This is a genomic window from Clostridium sp. UBA7339 (assembly GCF_002470865.1).
Classification (GTDB): Bacteria; Bacillota; Clostridia; order Clostridiales; family Clostridiaceae; genus Clostridium_J; species Clostridium_J sulfidigenes.
In genome coordinates this window covers 441,223-457,127 of record NZ_DKPI01000012.1, presented here as the reverse complement: position 1 = coordinate 457,127, position 15,905 = coordinate 441,223, and the positions used below count along the sequence as shown (strand labels likewise).

Below are 15,905 nucleotides of genomic sequence, written 5' to 3'. Positions count from 1 at the left end.
TGTTAAATTATTATCACTATTACATTTTATACTGAATTTTCAAATATTTCAATACATAAAAATAATTATTTTTTTAATTAATTTCTATATATTATATTAAATATGTAAACTATTATTCCTGCATTTTTTATATTTACTTTAATTTTACATTAATTTCTATATATGATTATTATATATTCTCTATATTCCATAGGTATTTTTGAAAAAATTATAAAATAAAGTAGATATATTTAACATCCTGTGTTAATTAAATATATCTACTTTAAAAATTTACATCTGTAACGAGTTAAAGTTTATGAAAAGAACCTTTCAGACTCTGTCAAAAATATAACTAATGCCAATAAGTCCGCTGATCCTCCCGGACTCACATTTTCGTCTATACACTGCTTTTCAAAGTCATGGGCTGCTTTAATTCCTTCTTCGCTATTGAAGCCCCCCAAGTTTAAAATTTCATAGGCACGTCTTTGAACTTCACGAAGTTTTTCTATATTTTGTCTATGCACAATGGTACTATCTTCTACTTTACTAATCAACATAAGCAATGTTTCAGAATACAAATCATTTCCTTTTAGATTAGAATTTTTATGTTTGGGTATTATTTCCTGGAAAATATTTTCAAGACCTTTTTTAATTTCTCCTCTAATTCCAACAAAGCCATATTTTAAATATAAAGCCTCTCCATGAGTTAAGTCTTTCTTTTTATGCAAATCTTTAAAATCATCCAATATATTTTCACACATATTCTTTAGTATAATTTGAACTTTATTGAAGGATATTTTCTCATATAGAGCTTTACCTAGCGCAGTAGCCACTACTCCTATTAAAAATATCATACCTTTATGGGTATTTATACCTTTAGTAACTTTAAACATAGTCTCTTCACATTTTATTCCAATAGTTCTAATAGCTTTAAAAATATTTTTTGGAGTTTCATAGCTATATCCCGCTTCTACCATTTCCTTTATAAATGGTGCTATGGCAAAACAACTCTCTAAAAATGTATAGTAATCCATATCTTTATGAGACCCCTTTGTAACAGGTGAAACTAATCCATAAGAAGGCATAGTTGATACCTCTGTAATCATTGATTTAAGGGCTAGTTGAGATATCTCATAGGACAATCTATCTCTTTTATCTACATAGCAGGTATATTCTTCATACTTACTAATAAAATACTCTTTTATCCTCTCTATACTATGCTTTTGACTTCTAGAACATATTCTAGCTTCTTCTTCACATAAAAAACATTTTCTAGGTTCTAGGCCTATGTCACTTCTAGATACTCCACGCAAGGACGGCATCAATGGATCACTATCATCAAGATAATATACATCTATGTCTACACATCTGCCTAATATATGATTTTCTTCCATATATATAAGTTGCTTTTTTACTTCAATGTTATCAGTATTAAAAATGAAATGACCTATAACTCCTTCTTTATTCTTATAGATTTCTTTACAAATTATATTTTTATTATGAAATAAATATATATCCTCACAAACTATCTTGGCAATTCTATCTGTAATATAATTAGATTTTTTTATACCAGGATAGTTTACTCTTACAGTGGCAAGAGTAACTCCACCAGATGTATTTCTCAGAAGTTGTTCTTGATATAATACTCTCTTTTCTCTATGATTTAAAAATTCATCTATTTCTGTATAGTCCATATTAATGTAAGGATAGGCAATAATTATCCTATCACTTTTCCCCTTCCTTACTATGATAAAATTAAATGTTTATATTGTCTATTAATTAGCCTTCAATTTTTGTCATAGGAAATATTTATTATTTTAATGAGGCAAATCTCTAAGTTTAAGCTTCTCTATAATATCTTTCCCTAGGCTGCTTGTTAAAAATTCATAGGTAGTTAATGGGACTAACTCCCTTACTTCTTCTAGTCTATCTTCTTTAAGTAATTCTCTAACTCTAGACGCACTTATAGCTTTATTTTCTATCTCGCATCTCTCTATAATTTCAACTTCCACACCGTACTTAGGCAATACTTCTCTTAAAGTTTCATTATAAGTATTGGTAACATTGCAGTAAGGTTCACTTCCTACATATCTTTTAGTTATATTTAGTTCCTTACAAAAATATTTTCCAAAGACGTTTCCATCTATTTTAGTATATTCTTTTAAAATGTCGTCATCTTTTCTTAAAAAATAATTTGGAAAAGTAGCTGATGATATAATATAATTCCCACCAGGTATTACAGTTACATTATTAAATTCCTTAACTCCATCTTTTATTAGTTGAAATCTAACTTGGAATGGAAATGAGGACTTCTCTTCTTCTACCACAAAAATTATAACATTTTTATTATCCATAGCTGCTTTCTTAACTATATATTTATGTCCTAATGTAAAAGGATTACAGTTCATAATTAACGCAGCATATTGCTCTTCTTCCTTTAATTCATAACTCTTCTTTATATTTTTCAACTCACTATGGATATTTTTATTTCCAGCTTCCAATAAACTAACTTTATCCGTATCAACAATTACCTTATATCCAAGTCCTTGAAACAGAAAATTATTCGAAGGCTTTGTAAAAATAAAGTTATGGTATATGTCTTCTTCAAAGAGTTTATTAGTAATATCAGTAATAAGTATATTTGATATACCTTGACCTTGATGCTCCTCGCTTACGGCAAAACATTTAACGATATTATTTTTCTTAGAACAGGTAGCTATTATTTCTCCCTCTTCCTCTATTATTAAAGTATAATCTACATCTTCATATTTAAGGGCAAATCCCCTTAAAAATTCCTCAACCCTATTTACTTCTATTTTAGAATTAAGATTTATTTTTTGAGTGTTATAATACATTTCTTCACCTCATTTAATAAATTACATCCTATCTTAATTTTATAAGTTAAAGTATCTTCTTACAAAGGATATTATTAGTAATGCAATAATTACAATAATTACTGAAAACACAGCATCAAATCCACTTTTAAATTCATATTTCTTTTTTCCTTTAGATATTTCTTCTGCTTCACTAAACATTCCTTCTGCATGAGCTTCTTGTAAAATTTCTTTATTTGTTTTTCTATTTTTCTTTTTACTCATATCTTTCACTCCATTATAAGTTTATAACTATAGGATACTTACATTGTATCATAATATAAAAAGAGTGTTGACAGCAACACTCTTTTTATATTTATTTTCAAAATCTGATTTTAGAAGAACATACCAAAGGCTATACTTGCTAATATCAGCATTATTCCTCCACCAAGACGAGAAGAAATTTGTGCAAAGGACATTAAATCCATACGTTTTGCTGCTGTAAGAACCGCAACGTCTCCTGAACCTCCACGGTTTGCCATACATAATCCAGCTGAAATTGCTGTCTCTATTGGGTAGAATCCTACTAACCATCCTACAATTCCCGATCCAAGAATTGCTCCTAAGACTATTAGGCCTGCTATAACAACGTTAGCTATATTGAATGCTGCTATAAGCTCTCCAAGATCTGTCATAGCTATACCAACTCCAACCATTACTACTAGTAAGAATTGTTTAGAGAAAAATCCTTGAAGCTTTTTAGCTCCTTCTTTTAATTCTAATGGAATTATATTAGCTACATTAGCTATAGCTACTAAAATAACCATCCACGCAAATCTATGAATATCAATTTTAACATTGATTCCCATTAACGTAAATTCCGGTATAATTAAAGTTTTTGATAAAATATTTCCAAGTACATAAAATGCACAGGCAAGAATTAGTCCTGCTGCAACTTCTCTAGCTGTAACTTTAACTACTCTAGTTTCTTCTAATTTAGATATATCTTCTGCATTTCTTATTAATTCACCATGTCCATTAAATTTAGCTCCAGCTTTAGTTTCACCCAATTTATTTAATACTGACGCTGCTATTATAGCTATAATATTAGCTATTGTAAGAATTGATAGAGCAAAGGATAACCATGCTGCTGGATCCCCACCAGTAACACTTGAGTAAATTTCACTCATTGGAATTGCTCCTGCTCCAGTACCACCACCCATTATTGGAAGTACATACTTAGTAGCTATTTCTGACATAGGAATACCAAATATAGCTCCACCTAAAGCTCCTAATACAAATGCTGCAATTACTCCACCCAATATTGCTGGAATATATCCAAGGAAAGCTTTCATAAGTAGCTTCCTATTAACTGATAATATTGATCCTGTTATAAGTACTGCTATAAATAAGTCTAAGAAATCTGCGGTATCCATGAATATTTTTACAGCTTCAACACTTGCTTCTGGTATTATCCCATAGTAAACCAACGCTGCAGATCCTAGGAAAGCAAGAATTGGACCTCCTCCAACATACTCTTTCCATATTGGAATCCTATCTCCAATCATAGCAAATAGGATACCTACTGAGTATAATAGTGCAAAGGCACCTACAGAGTTTTTAGGTAAAAAACCTTTGATTGCTGCAAAGAAAACTACTACTGCAACTCCTGCAAAAATGTACCACGGCATGCCGTATACTTTAAAGGGACCTTTTTTTTCTTCAATAAGATTTTCTGGCATAATTAATCCTCCTAAAATTAAATTGTATAATTTCATTACTAGGCCTTACTTTTAGTAAGTCCTAATAGGGTTAACAAGTTATTTGTTTAAACCTTTCAAATCAAAGATAATATCTAGCTTACTTTTTAAGCTTTTTAACTACGTCTATAATACTTCCATCTCTGTATTCTATTACTGCTACTACATCATCAGAAAACTCTAATTCCTTAGGAACTCCTATTAGCTTAACAGCAATTTTTCTTAATTCTTCCATAGTTATTAATGGAAGGCCTGCCTTCTTAAACTTGTTGATTAAATCTTGTCTTCTTGGATTTACAGTTACACCATAATCTGTAACAACTACATCTACTGTACTACCTGGAGTAACAATAGTAGTTACTTTTTCAATTATAGTTGCAATTCTTCCTCTTGTAAGAGGTGCTACTAAAATTGATATTTCAGCATTAGCTGCTGTGTCACTATGTCCACCTGATGCTGCTCTAATAACTCCATCAGAGCCAGAAATAACATTAACATTAAAATCAGTATCTATTTCTAATGCACTTAGGACAACAAAATCTAATTTGTTAACTGCAGCTGATTTATTAAATGGATTAGCATAAAAATCTGCACTAACTTCTATATGTTTTTCATTTTTTCCAATGGACTCTGCAGCCTTTAAATCAAAGCATTGGACATCAAATAGTGTATCACAAAGTCCCTCTTCTAAAAGATCTACCATAGGTCCTGTAATTCCACCTAGGGCATAACTTAATTTAATATCTCTTTTCTTTAATTCTTCTTTAACAAAACGAGTAACTGCTAGAGATGCTCCACCACTACCTGTTTGCATAGAAAATCCATCTACAAATCTTCCAGATGCAAGCATTACATCAAGTACTCTTTTTGCCATTAAAAGCTCTTTAGGATTTGATGTAAATCTAGTTGCTCCAGACATTATCCCCTTTGAATCACCAATTTCATCAACTACAACTACATAGTCAACTTTAGTTTGTGGAATGCTCTGTGGGAAGTTGGGATAATCAACTAAAGTATCTGTTACTACAACTACCTTATTAGCATACTCTGCATCTACCTTTGCATAACCCAAAGATCCACATATGGATTTTCCTTTTACACCGTTGGCATTTCCCATGCAGTCAGCAGATGGAGCTGCTATAAATGCTACATCTATTTTCAAATCTCCTTCTACAATAGCCCTAGCTCTTCCACCATGAGAACGAATAACTGCTGGATGCTTATCTAAAATTCCTTCAGATATTGCAGCTGCAAGTTTTCCTCTAAGACCACTGCTTTCAATTCTATTTACAACACCATTTTCTATATGTGCTACAAGTCCATCATGAGCACTTGTTAAAGAACTTGATGCTACTCTTAAATTTTTAATACCCATTTCTGCCAATGTATCTACTACCATCATTAAAAGCTTATCTCCAGCTCTAAAGTGATGATGGAAAGAAATAGTCATCCCATCTTTAATTTCACATTTTTCTATAGCAACTCTTATAGATTCTACTACTTTAGTTCTCTTTACTTGCTCTTTTAAATTTTCACCATCTCTTTCAACCATAGTTCCCTTTGGTTGATTAATAAAGGGAGTTTCATAAACCTTTCTATTCTCATATCCCGGTATGCTATTTAATAATTCTTTGCTTATTCTATTATTCATTATCTTCACCTCCAACTAAAACCCCCGCTGCTTTAGCAAGTTCTAAAACTCTTTGAGCTCTCTCTATAATTGGTTTATCTACCATTTTACCGTCTACAGTAAATACTCCCTTATTTTCACGTAAAGCTTCTGCTGTAGCATCGACTATCTTTTTAGCTTTAACTATTTCTTTTTCACTAGGAGTATATACACTGTGTATAAGCTCCACTTGTCTTGGGTGAATTAATGACTTACCGCCGAATCCCATTCTCTTAATAAGATTAGCTTCTTTTAGGAATCCTTCATCGTTATTTACATCTGAATAAACGGTATCTAACACTTCAAGTCCACAAGCTCTTCCTGCCATAGCAATCATTCCTCTTGCCACATAAAGCTCATCTCCCTCTGGAGTTCTCGTTGTCTTCATACTAGTTACAAAATCCTCACCACTTAAAGCCATACCTATTAACCTTTTAGTTGGAGATTTTGCTATTTCAAAGGCATGCATAACTCCTAAAGCCGATTCAATGGCTACCATTATCTTTGTTGAACCAATTTCTCTTCCACAAGCCTTCTCTATTTTTTCTATTTCTCTATCTACAGTCATAACATCTTCTACAGTTTCAGTTTTAGGAATTCTTACAACTTCAACCCCACCTGTAACTATTGCTGCTAAATCTTCTTGCCAAAATTCTGTATCTAAACCATTGATACGAACCACCGTTTCTATACCCAGTTCTTTATAGTAATCTCCTAGATTTTTTAACATATTGTGAACTAAAAATCTTGCAGAATCCTTTTCTGATATAGCAATTGCATCTTCTAAGTCAAACATTACTGAATCAGGTTTGTATATGTGTACATCTCTTATGATTCCTGGATTATTTCCAGGAACAAATAGCATCGAACGTCTTAGTTTCATCTTAATCTCCCCTTACACCCATTTATATTCCTTGTTTTCAGCTGATCTATGAACTGCAGTCTGAACTCTACTTTTTATTACAGGGTTGATTGCACCTTTATCATTAGCAAACACCTTTGCACTTTCTACCCCCAAGGATTTAAGAGTTTCTTTGATAACTGCTTCTATTTCCTCTCCAAATTGTGCTTTAACAGTACTTTCTAGAGTAATTTCTATTCCAGCAGTTGAAGGTTCAATTATAATTTGAATATCACTGGATTCCAATGTGCCAGCACTAGCTACTGTTTTAAGTTCCATATTTACGCCTCCTGATTAAAAATATTCAATAGTTTTGTATCCCTTTTCATACTTTAAATACTTTTTGTATACATCTTGTTTATAGTGTATACAATTAATTTATAAAAATCAATAGAAAATTAAATATTTTTTTAAAAATTTTCGTAATTTCAACCTTGCTACAAAGCATAAAAAAAAGAATTGTTAATACAGTTTTAGTATTAACAATTCTTTATGTTTTATAGGTAATGGTTTATAAACTACTATTTAACCACTGCATTTTGAAAAGATTTTTTAGCACGCGTAACATGATCTCTTGCTCTTTCTTCAGCAAGTTGCTCATCTCCAGCTTCTATAGCATCTACAATTTCTATATGCTCTTTAAGTGCATCTAATTTCCTTTCTTTTGTCATTAAACTAATCTTTCTTAGGCTCTGTAAGTATTCATATATATATTCCATTTGTGATATTAGCCTTTTATTATGACAAGCATCTAAAATTATTTTATTAAATCTATTGTGAACTTCTACATATTCCTTTTCTTCATTAGTATCAATAAGTTTTTTCATATTTTCTATGATTTCTCTCAATTCTCTTATTTCAATTCGAGAAATATGCATACATGCTCCCCTTACTGCAAGGCCCTCTAAAACTTCGCGAATATCATATATCTCTATAGCATCCTCAATACAAATCCCCTTGACTATAGTGCCTTTTCTAGGGATATTCACAGCCAAGCCTTCACTTTCTAACTGTCTTAGTGCCTCTCTAACTGGGGTTCTACTGACCCCCATAGCTGTAGCAATATTATTTTCTATCAATCTATCTCCCGGGTTTATATCTCCTGTAAATATAGCTGTTCGAAGATCTTTAAGAACTATTTCTCTTATAGATTTTTCTTTTCCATCATCTAAATTCTTTAAAATACTACTCATAAATATCTACATCCTTAATAAAATAATTTGTGACTATACTACACATACTTTATTTTAATTATAAATTTTCATTACAAATAAAATCATTCCAATTAATATTTTAACTATACAAAAATATTAATTATATACATAAATATTACATACCTTTAACCCTTTGTCAAATTAAATCAAGTATAATACTTATGCATATAAAGTAATTATTATTTTTAAAGGATTAGATTCTTAATTTGAAGTATCCGTTTGCTTTGGTTGATTATATTTATTAATCTGTCTTTGATTCAAAAGGTGAGATAATTCTTCCTCAGATATATCTCCAAAATTCTTAAATTCGTAGTCATTATCCTTAAAATATTTTATTATATAAGGAAGCGCCTTAGGTGTTGTAGAATTTGAGGCCCCATCGTGCATGAGTACTATAGCAGTATTGGGATCTATAAAAGTTTTTTTAAGCTCCTTTTTAAAGGTAGATAAAAGTTTTTCTACAGGCACATTTGTAGAAAGAGCATCCTCAATAGATATATTCCAATCCACATAGTACAATCCCTCATCACATAATTCATTTCTAATAGCTCTAACAGTTCCCTTATCTCCAATGGTAGTGCTAGACCCTCCAGGCATTCTCATGAATTTTGAAGGTTCATGACCAAGGACATCTGTGATAGCTTTATTAGCTTTGTCATAATCTTCTAAATATTCTTCCTTACTTGAATAGATGCAGTTCTTATGATTATAAGTGTGTATACATATTTCATGCCCTTGTCCTTCAACTTGCTTTAATATATCAGAATTTTCTTTAGCTAGCTCTCCTATAACAAAAAATGTAGCTTTAACATTTTCTTCTTCTAAAATCTTCAGTATCTTTAAAGTATTATTGGTAGGTCCATCATCAAAAGTTAGATATACTATTTTTTTTAAGTATTCCTTGTCAGTACATTCCCTATTGTCTTCAGCTAATGCTAAATTGAAAGTACAAAATATACATATAAGTATAAGTACAACCACAGAAGAATATTTTAATTTCTTCATTACTAATCCTCCTTATATAAATAGTTAATTATCTTAATATATATTGTGCTCTTATTTATAAAGATATACTATTATTTTAAAGGTTAAATTAACAAAAAGAGGTTGTCTCAAATTTAACATGAAACAACCTTTGTTAAAAATAATTTTTATCTATTTTATACAATTAGCTTTAGTAATAGTTTTTATATTCTCACACATTTCTTTTAAATATTCGTAATTAGCTATATCATAGTCAATCTCTTTTGGATTTAGAGGACTTCCAAAGTAAACTTTTGGATTGCATTGGGTTGAATGATCTTTTCTTCTAGTAAAAGAGGCTACATGAAGCTGATTAAACTTCAAAGTTTCGATCATCCATTTTACATTATGAGGTCTTACCCCCCCTGGAAGTATTTCAATTTTTCCCTTACTATACTTTATCAACTCTTTTAAAAGTTCTGCTCCATCTTCTATTGTATTTTTTTGTCCCTTAGTAAGAATTCTTTTTACACCTAAATCAACTAAAGTATCCAATACTTTAAAGGGATCTTTCACTACATCAAAGGCACGATGGAATACAGCTTCTCTATCTCCTATAATATCCATAAATCTTTTGCATAATTCTACATCAAGAGTACCATCTTCCCGTAATGCTCCAAATACTATACCATCAGCACCAGCTTTAATTGCTGCTTTCATATCTCGTTCCATGGTTTTAATTTCATATTCAGAATAACAAAATCCAGCTCCTCTCGGTCTTATCATTACCATAATAGGAATATCTACTAATTTCTTAGCTTCTTCAATAGTACCTATTGATGGGGTTATTCCCCCCAAAAACATATTTGAATTTAACTCTACCCTATGGGCTCCAGCTTTTTTAGCTATTATAACATCTTCTAGTGAACCACAACATATCTCTACTAAAACATTTTCTTTCATTATTAATTACCTCCATCTCAACCTTTTAATATGTAATATACTTCCTGCAAATAATTACATATTAATATATAACTATCTAAGTAAACTTAATATTAAAAATAGGTTGATCTGCTATAGCTTAAATCTTACAATACTTTCTCCTACTTCTTTATTATTATCATTAACAATAACCCTTGGAAATACCCTTTTTAGTCTATCTATAGTATCTTTATTTTTATAATTAATCTGCTCTAATATAGACGCTACAATTAGCGGCCATTCTTCCTCTGATCCGTCTATTATCTTAATTGAAAATCCAAGTCTTTCATCTCTAAGTCCAAAACAATATACTCCTTTTGCTCCACCCTTTGCAACTATATTATCATCCATTAAAAGTAATGAACATATTAAATCAGTACCGGAAACCATCTCATAATTTTCATTCATTAGTTTAGTAAGCTTTATTACAGCATCTCGTGTTAACTCATCCCCAATAGTGTCAGGACATGCCATCTTCATATAAGCCATAGCTAAATTTTTCATAGGCATTGCAAATACAGGAACTCCACATCCATCTGTACCAACTTTTATCTGTTCTCTTGGATATCCAGATATCATTGAAATGTGGGAAAGAATTTCCTGTTGTGCTGGGCTATTAATATTCCAATATTCCCTTTTATCACAGTTCATATCAGTGCATAAAGTTAAAATTCCCATATGTTTTCCTGAACAGTTGTGATAAATTCGTCTCTTTTCTCCACCATTTCTTAGTATTTCTTCTTTAGCATTCATTGATAATGGATATGTAGGTAAACATATAAGTTCATCTTCATCTATCTTGACTTTATCCATTATAGATTCTAATGCCGTAACATGAAATGGTTCTGCCCTATGAGAGCCTGTCATAACTGTAATTTCTTTATTACTAAGATTATACTTTGTATCAATGCCTCTCTTTATTAATGGAATAGCTTGTATTGGTTTTGCTGATGATCTCATAAAAGTTACAAATCCAGGATCACCTATAGAGTAAACAACCTGTCCATCTTCATTTACACAACATATATATCCTCTATGTACACATTCTAAAAGTTCTCCCCTATATTCTTCAATTAAAATCTCATCCATAATAACATTCATTCCTTTCGCTGTGCTCAATGCACAAAATTTTATGAAAGTGATTAACTTCTAAAACACTATCAATAATATAGACAAGTATAAAACAATAATATATATTAAATACACATAGGATAATTATTTATCCCATGTGTATATTTTAACATTAATTCTGATTTCATCCCATAGATTCCTTTATTTTGCCTCTTTCAATTCTATACAATCCTTATGATGAATTATATTTTTCTCCCAGGCTCCTTTGCGATACATTATATATCCAAAAATACATATTATAAGATTGCTAAAACTCATAGAAAACCATATGCCTACAGAACCTATATTTGTAAAATTCTTGAATAGTAATATCATAGGAAGTCTCACAAACCAAAGTCTTCCCACTTCCATCTCCATAGAATATTTAGTATGACCCGATCCCTGAAATACCCCTTGCAATACACTGAATATACCCATAAGTGGCATAGACCATGCTATATATTGCAAATATGTTATCCCCTCTAAAATTACCATCATGTCATCCTTAGACTGCATAAAGAAACCTATGATTTGTTTATCAAAAGCTAATAATACAATTAACCCTAAAACAGAAAAACCGATGGTAAGCTTTATGGCTTTTACAAAGGCTTCCTTCGCTCTTTTAAGTTGGTTACACCCTAGATTTTGACCTATAATAGACGTAAGGGCTGCTCCTATTCCCATGGCTGGTTGAATTACAAGAGATGTAATTCTATTTACCATAGCAAAAGCTGCTAGTGTAGCTGTGCCATAGGATACTATAAAACCATTTAAAGCCATAAATCCTAAGGCTGAACCAGATTGTCCAATAGATGATGGAAGGGCAACTGATATGATTTTCTTAATTATTTCTCTATCAAATCTAAAGTTCTTAAAAGAAGGTTTTACCTTAGATGATCTTCTCATCAATACATAAATTCCAGCTATTGCTAAAACAGCCTTTGACAATAGAGTTGCTATAGCTGCTCCTGCGATTCCCATATTAAATGTAAATATAAATATTGGGTCTAAAATCATATTAAGAACCGCACTAATTGCACTAAGGACAGTTGGAAATACTGTATTTCCCTCTGCATTCATTATGGAGTTAAAGTTAAAAAATAAAAACATAAAAGGCATATCTAAGAAGGTAATTCTTAGATATATTATACTATTTCTTGCGAGTTCCCCTGTACCCCCCATTACTCTTACAACAAAGGGAGATATTATATATCCTACTATAGCAAATAGTATTGAAGATAAAAAAGATACTACCAAAAGCTGACTTGCATACTTATTAGCCTCTTCATATTTATCAGCTCCTATAAACTGAGAAATGATAGATGTACCTGCTATAGATAAGCCCATTCCGATAGATATAAATAAAAAATTAACTGGCCAAACAAACCCTGTAGCTGCAAATTCTACTGATCCAATTTTACTTACCCATAATCCATCAACTAAATTATATAGTGTTTGTATTAAATTATTTATCATAATAGGAATTGCTAAGACAACTATTACTTTGTATAAGTTATCATTTAAAATAAAATTTCTTTTATTCTTAACCATGTTCCCTCCTAAATCACATTTAAATTTGTTATTACTACTATATATATTATATACCATAGATACTATAAATTTCTATAAAAAGCTTAGGATGTCGAAATATATTTTTTTCTAAATAAAACAGTGTATATTTCATGATTTTAAATTCATCATCATATACACTGTTCATTTATTTTTATTTATACTATTTTACATATTATAAAATAAATTTTGTGAAGGATACTCAGCATCACAAGTAACATCTATTCCCAGTTTTCTAAATATTTGCTCGTCACCAGTACTTAGAATAGTAGTAGAGTGAGCTTGACACCCTTTAAGCTTTATAAGTTTTTCTAAAGCAACTTGAGCCATAGGATTAGTAGCAGCACAAATGCTAAGGGCAATCAGTATTTCTTCTGAATTTAAAGATGTATTATTACTTCCTAAAGCATTGGTTTTCAAACTTTTTATAGGTTCTAATACCACTGGTGAAATTAAATGAATCTCATCAGATATGTTAGCTAGGTACTTTACTGCATTTAAAATAGCTGCTGAAGATGCATCCATTAGCTCTGAACTTCTACCTGTTAAAACAGTACCATCTTCAAGTTCTAGAGCTACTACAGGGCAGGCATCATTTTTGTTTGCTTCTAATTTAAGCTTACTAGAATATTCTCTAGCAGGAATGACTACTTTTCTATCCTCTGGTTTAAGATTTAAACTTTCCATAATTATTTTAATTCTTTGAAAAACCTCTGCATCTACATATCCTTTTTTATATTCAACACTAGTTTTAAAGTATCTTCTAATTATCTCCTGTATAGAAGCTTCCTTAACAACTTCATCATCAGTAATTCCAAATCCTACTCTATTAACTCCCATATCTGTTGGTGATTTATATATAGATTCTTTTCCAGTTATCTTCTCAATAATCCTCTTTATAACTGGGAACATCTCAATGTCTCTATTATAGTTTACTGCAACCTCATTGTATGCATCAAAGTGAAAAGAGTCTATCATATTTACATCTTTAAGATCAACAGTAGCTGCTTCATAGGCAATATTTAAAGAATGTTTCAAAGGCACATTCCATACAGGGAAAGTTTCGAATTTAGAATATCCAACAGCATTTCCTCTTTTATTCTCATGGTATAATTGATTTAAACAAGTAGCCAATTTCCCGCTTCCTGGTCCTGGTGCTGTTACTACTACTATTGGCTTAGTAGTTTCTATATATGGATTCCTTCCATAGCCCTCGTCGCTTACGATAGTTTCAACCTCTGTAGGATAACCTTTAATAGCTTCATGCTTATAAACTTTAATACCTCTACGTTCCAATTTATTTATAAAGATATTAGTAGCTGGTTGACCACTATAACGAGTTATAACCACACTATTTACCTGTAAATCATATCCTCTAAGATCATCAATTAATCTTAGTACATCCATGTCGTATGTAATTCCAAAATCGCCTCTTATCTTATTTCTTTCAATATCACCAGCATATACACAGATAATTATTTCTGCCTTTTCTCTAAGCTTATGAAGTAACTTTATTTTTGCATTTTCATCAAAGCCTGGCAAAACTCTTTTAGCATGCATATCAAATAATAGTTTTCCTCCAAATTCTAGATAAAGCTTATCATAATTATTTACTCTCTCTAAAATATATTTTGATTGTTCTTCCAGATATTTTTCATGATCAAATCCAATTTTCATCTTTACACCTCATCCTAATAATAAAACATACATATTATTATTACATATTTTCATCATTAGTAAAACCTAAATTAAAAATTTTTAATTTTTTTGTTAATTCTAAATTTGATGTTTATGATTTATTTCTGGATTTTATGCATTTAAAATTTCTGCTTTTAACTCCTCCATTAATTCCTTTACTGTAACTATACTTTTTATCCTATGGGCATTGTCTCCACAAAATACTAAAGCTTCATCCATATTTCCCTTAACACCATTTATTAGTGCTTCACTAATGCAATAAGGAGTTTCTTTTGGATTACAGTGAGATATACATCTATAGCATTTTTCCACTTTCAATTTCCCTTTAAAAGTATTCTCTACAAATGGATTACATATAGCTCTTCCTGGTAACCCTACAGGACTATCTACTATAACTATATCATCTTCTTTTGAATCAACATAAGCCTTCTTAAAATTTTCTGATGCATCACATTCTACTGTTGCTACAAATCTAGTTGCCATTTGAACTCCATCTGCACCTAGTTTTAGGTATTTAGCTATATCTTTTCCATCGTATATACCTCCAGCCACTACTACTGGAATTTCCTTATTATACTTTTCTCCATAAATTTTAGTTTCATTAATTATATCTACTACTTCTTTATCAAAGGCTTCTTCAGTCATATTTATATTTTCTTTTTTAAATCCTAAATGTCCTCCTGCTCTTGGTCCTTCAACTATAACCATGTCAGGGGCTACTTTATCATGTCTATCCCAAAGCTTCAAAATAACTTTGGCTGACTTTAAAGAAGATACTATTGGTGCAATTTTTACTGAAAAACCTTTGATTAACTTTGGTAATTCCATTGGTATTCCAGCTCCTGAGATTATAATATCCGCACCCCCTTCTATGGCTGCCTTAACATGCTCTTTATAATTATTCATAGCGACCATTATATTAACTCCAATAACTCCTCCATCAGTAGCTTTTTTTGCTAATAAAATTTGTTTTTTTAAAGCTCTAATGTTTGCAGCTAAATTATTACTTTCAAAGTCCTCTTCATCATATCCTACTTGTGCTGCAGATATAACTCCGATTCCTCCTTCATTAGTCACTGCTGATGCTAGTTTTGATCTAGAAACTCCTATCCCCATTCCACCTTGAATTATAGGCATAGGTACAAATATATTTCCTATCTTAAGACCTTTTATATTCATAAAAACACTACCTTTCAAATTAAGATATTTTACTTTGAATTTCAAATACTTTGATAATCAAAGTTTATT

The 15,905-nt window shown here is 30.8% G+C and carries 14 protein-coding genes; all 14 read right to left on the bottom strand.

The annotated features are described in order from the left end of the window. Window positions 1-293: 293 nt before the first annotated feature. Window positions 294-1,673 (bottom strand): triphosphoribosyl-dephospho-CoA synthase CitG, encoded by a 1,380-nt coding sequence (gene citG, locus B2S02_RS13925; RefSeq protein WP_346920899.1) that lies wholly within the window; start codon window positions 1,671-1,673, stop codon window positions 294-296. A 123-nt stretch (window positions 1,674-1,796) separates the two neighbouring features. Then, entirely contained in the window at window positions 1,797-2,834 is a 1,038-nt protein-coding gene (gene citC, locus B2S02_RS13920; protein ID WP_346876917.1) for a [citrate (pro-3S)-lyase] ligase, read from the bottom strand. A 39-nt stretch (window positions 2,835-2,873) separates the two neighbouring features. Beyond that, window positions 2,874-3,077, bottom strand: coding sequence for a hypothetical protein (locus B2S02_RS13915; RefSeq protein WP_150842468.1), 204 nt, complete (start codon window positions 3,075-3,077; stop codon window positions 2,874-2,876). A 110-nt stretch (window positions 3,078-3,187) separates the two neighbouring features. Then, a complete protein-coding gene (gene citS, locus B2S02_RS13910) occupies window positions 3,188-4,534 on the bottom strand; it encodes a citrate/sodium symporter CitS (RefSeq protein WP_346876918.1) in 1,347 nt (448 codons plus the stop codon). A gap of 118 nt (window positions 4,535-4,652) precedes the next feature. Further along, window positions 4,653-6,203, bottom strand: a complete 1,551-nt coding sequence (gene citF / locus B2S02_RS13905) for a citrate lyase subunit alpha (RefSeq protein ID WP_346920898.1) — start codon at window positions 6,201-6,203, stop codon at window positions 4,653-4,655. Further along, window positions 6,196-7,104: an aldolase/citrate lyase family protein gene (locus tag B2S02_RS13900; protein ID WP_150842466.1), complete on the bottom strand. Its 909-nt coding sequence runs from the start codon at window positions 7,102-7,104 to the stop codon at window positions 6,196-6,198. Before B2S02_RS13900 ends, citF begins: the two co-directional genes overlap by 8 nt. A gap of 12 nt (window positions 7,105-7,116) precedes the next feature. Further along, window positions 7,117-7,401 carry a citrate lyase acyl carrier protein gene (gene citD, locus B2S02_RS13895; RefSeq protein ID WP_346876919.1) on the bottom strand — a complete coding sequence of 95 codons (285 nt, stop codon included), beginning with the start codon at window positions 7,399-7,401 and terminating at the stop codon, window positions 7,117-7,119. Window positions 7,402-7,643: 242 nt separating this feature from the next. Next, window positions 7,644-8,315: a GntR family transcriptional regulator gene (locus tag B2S02_RS13890; protein WP_346846615.1), complete on the bottom strand. Its 672-nt coding sequence runs from the start codon at window positions 8,313-8,315 to the stop codon at window positions 7,644-7,646. A 222-nt stretch (window positions 8,316-8,537) separates the two neighbouring features. Next, window positions 8,538-9,341 carry a polysaccharide deacetylase family protein gene (locus B2S02_RS13885; protein ID WP_346876920.1) on the bottom strand — a complete coding sequence of 268 codons (804 nt, stop codon included), beginning with the start codon at window positions 9,339-9,341 and terminating at the stop codon, window positions 8,538-8,540. 150 nt (window positions 9,342-9,491) lie between these two features. Then, window positions 9,492-10,262, bottom strand: a complete 771-nt coding sequence (locus B2S02_RS13880) for a copper homeostasis protein CutC (protein ID WP_346876921.1) — start codon at window positions 10,260-10,262, stop codon at window positions 9,492-9,494. Between the two features lie 111 nt (window positions 10,263-10,373). Continuing rightward, window positions 10,374-11,399: an asparaginase gene (locus B2S02_RS13875; protein ID WP_346846612.1), complete on the bottom strand. Its 1,026-nt coding sequence runs from the start codon at window positions 11,397-11,399 to the stop codon at window positions 10,374-10,376. 153 nt (window positions 11,400-11,552) lie between these two features. Then, complete coding sequence (locus B2S02_RS13870) at window positions 11,553-12,941, bottom strand: MATE family efflux transporter (protein WP_346920897.1); 1,389 nt, start codon at window positions 12,939-12,941, stop codon at window positions 11,553-11,555. Between the two features lie 186 nt (window positions 12,942-13,127). Next, window positions 13,128-14,636, bottom strand: coding sequence for a DUF1846 domain-containing protein (locus tag B2S02_RS13865; protein WP_346846610.1), 1,509 nt, complete (start codon window positions 14,634-14,636; stop codon window positions 13,128-13,130). 132 nt (window positions 14,637-14,768) lie between these two features. Then, the gene (locus B2S02_RS13860) at window positions 14,769-15,836 is read right to left on the bottom strand and encodes a nitronate monooxygenase (protein ID WP_346846609.1); all 1,068 of its coding nucleotides are present in this window, start codon (window positions 15,834-15,836) and stop codon (window positions 14,769-14,771) included. Between the last annotated feature and the right edge of the window lie 69 nt (window positions 15,837-15,905).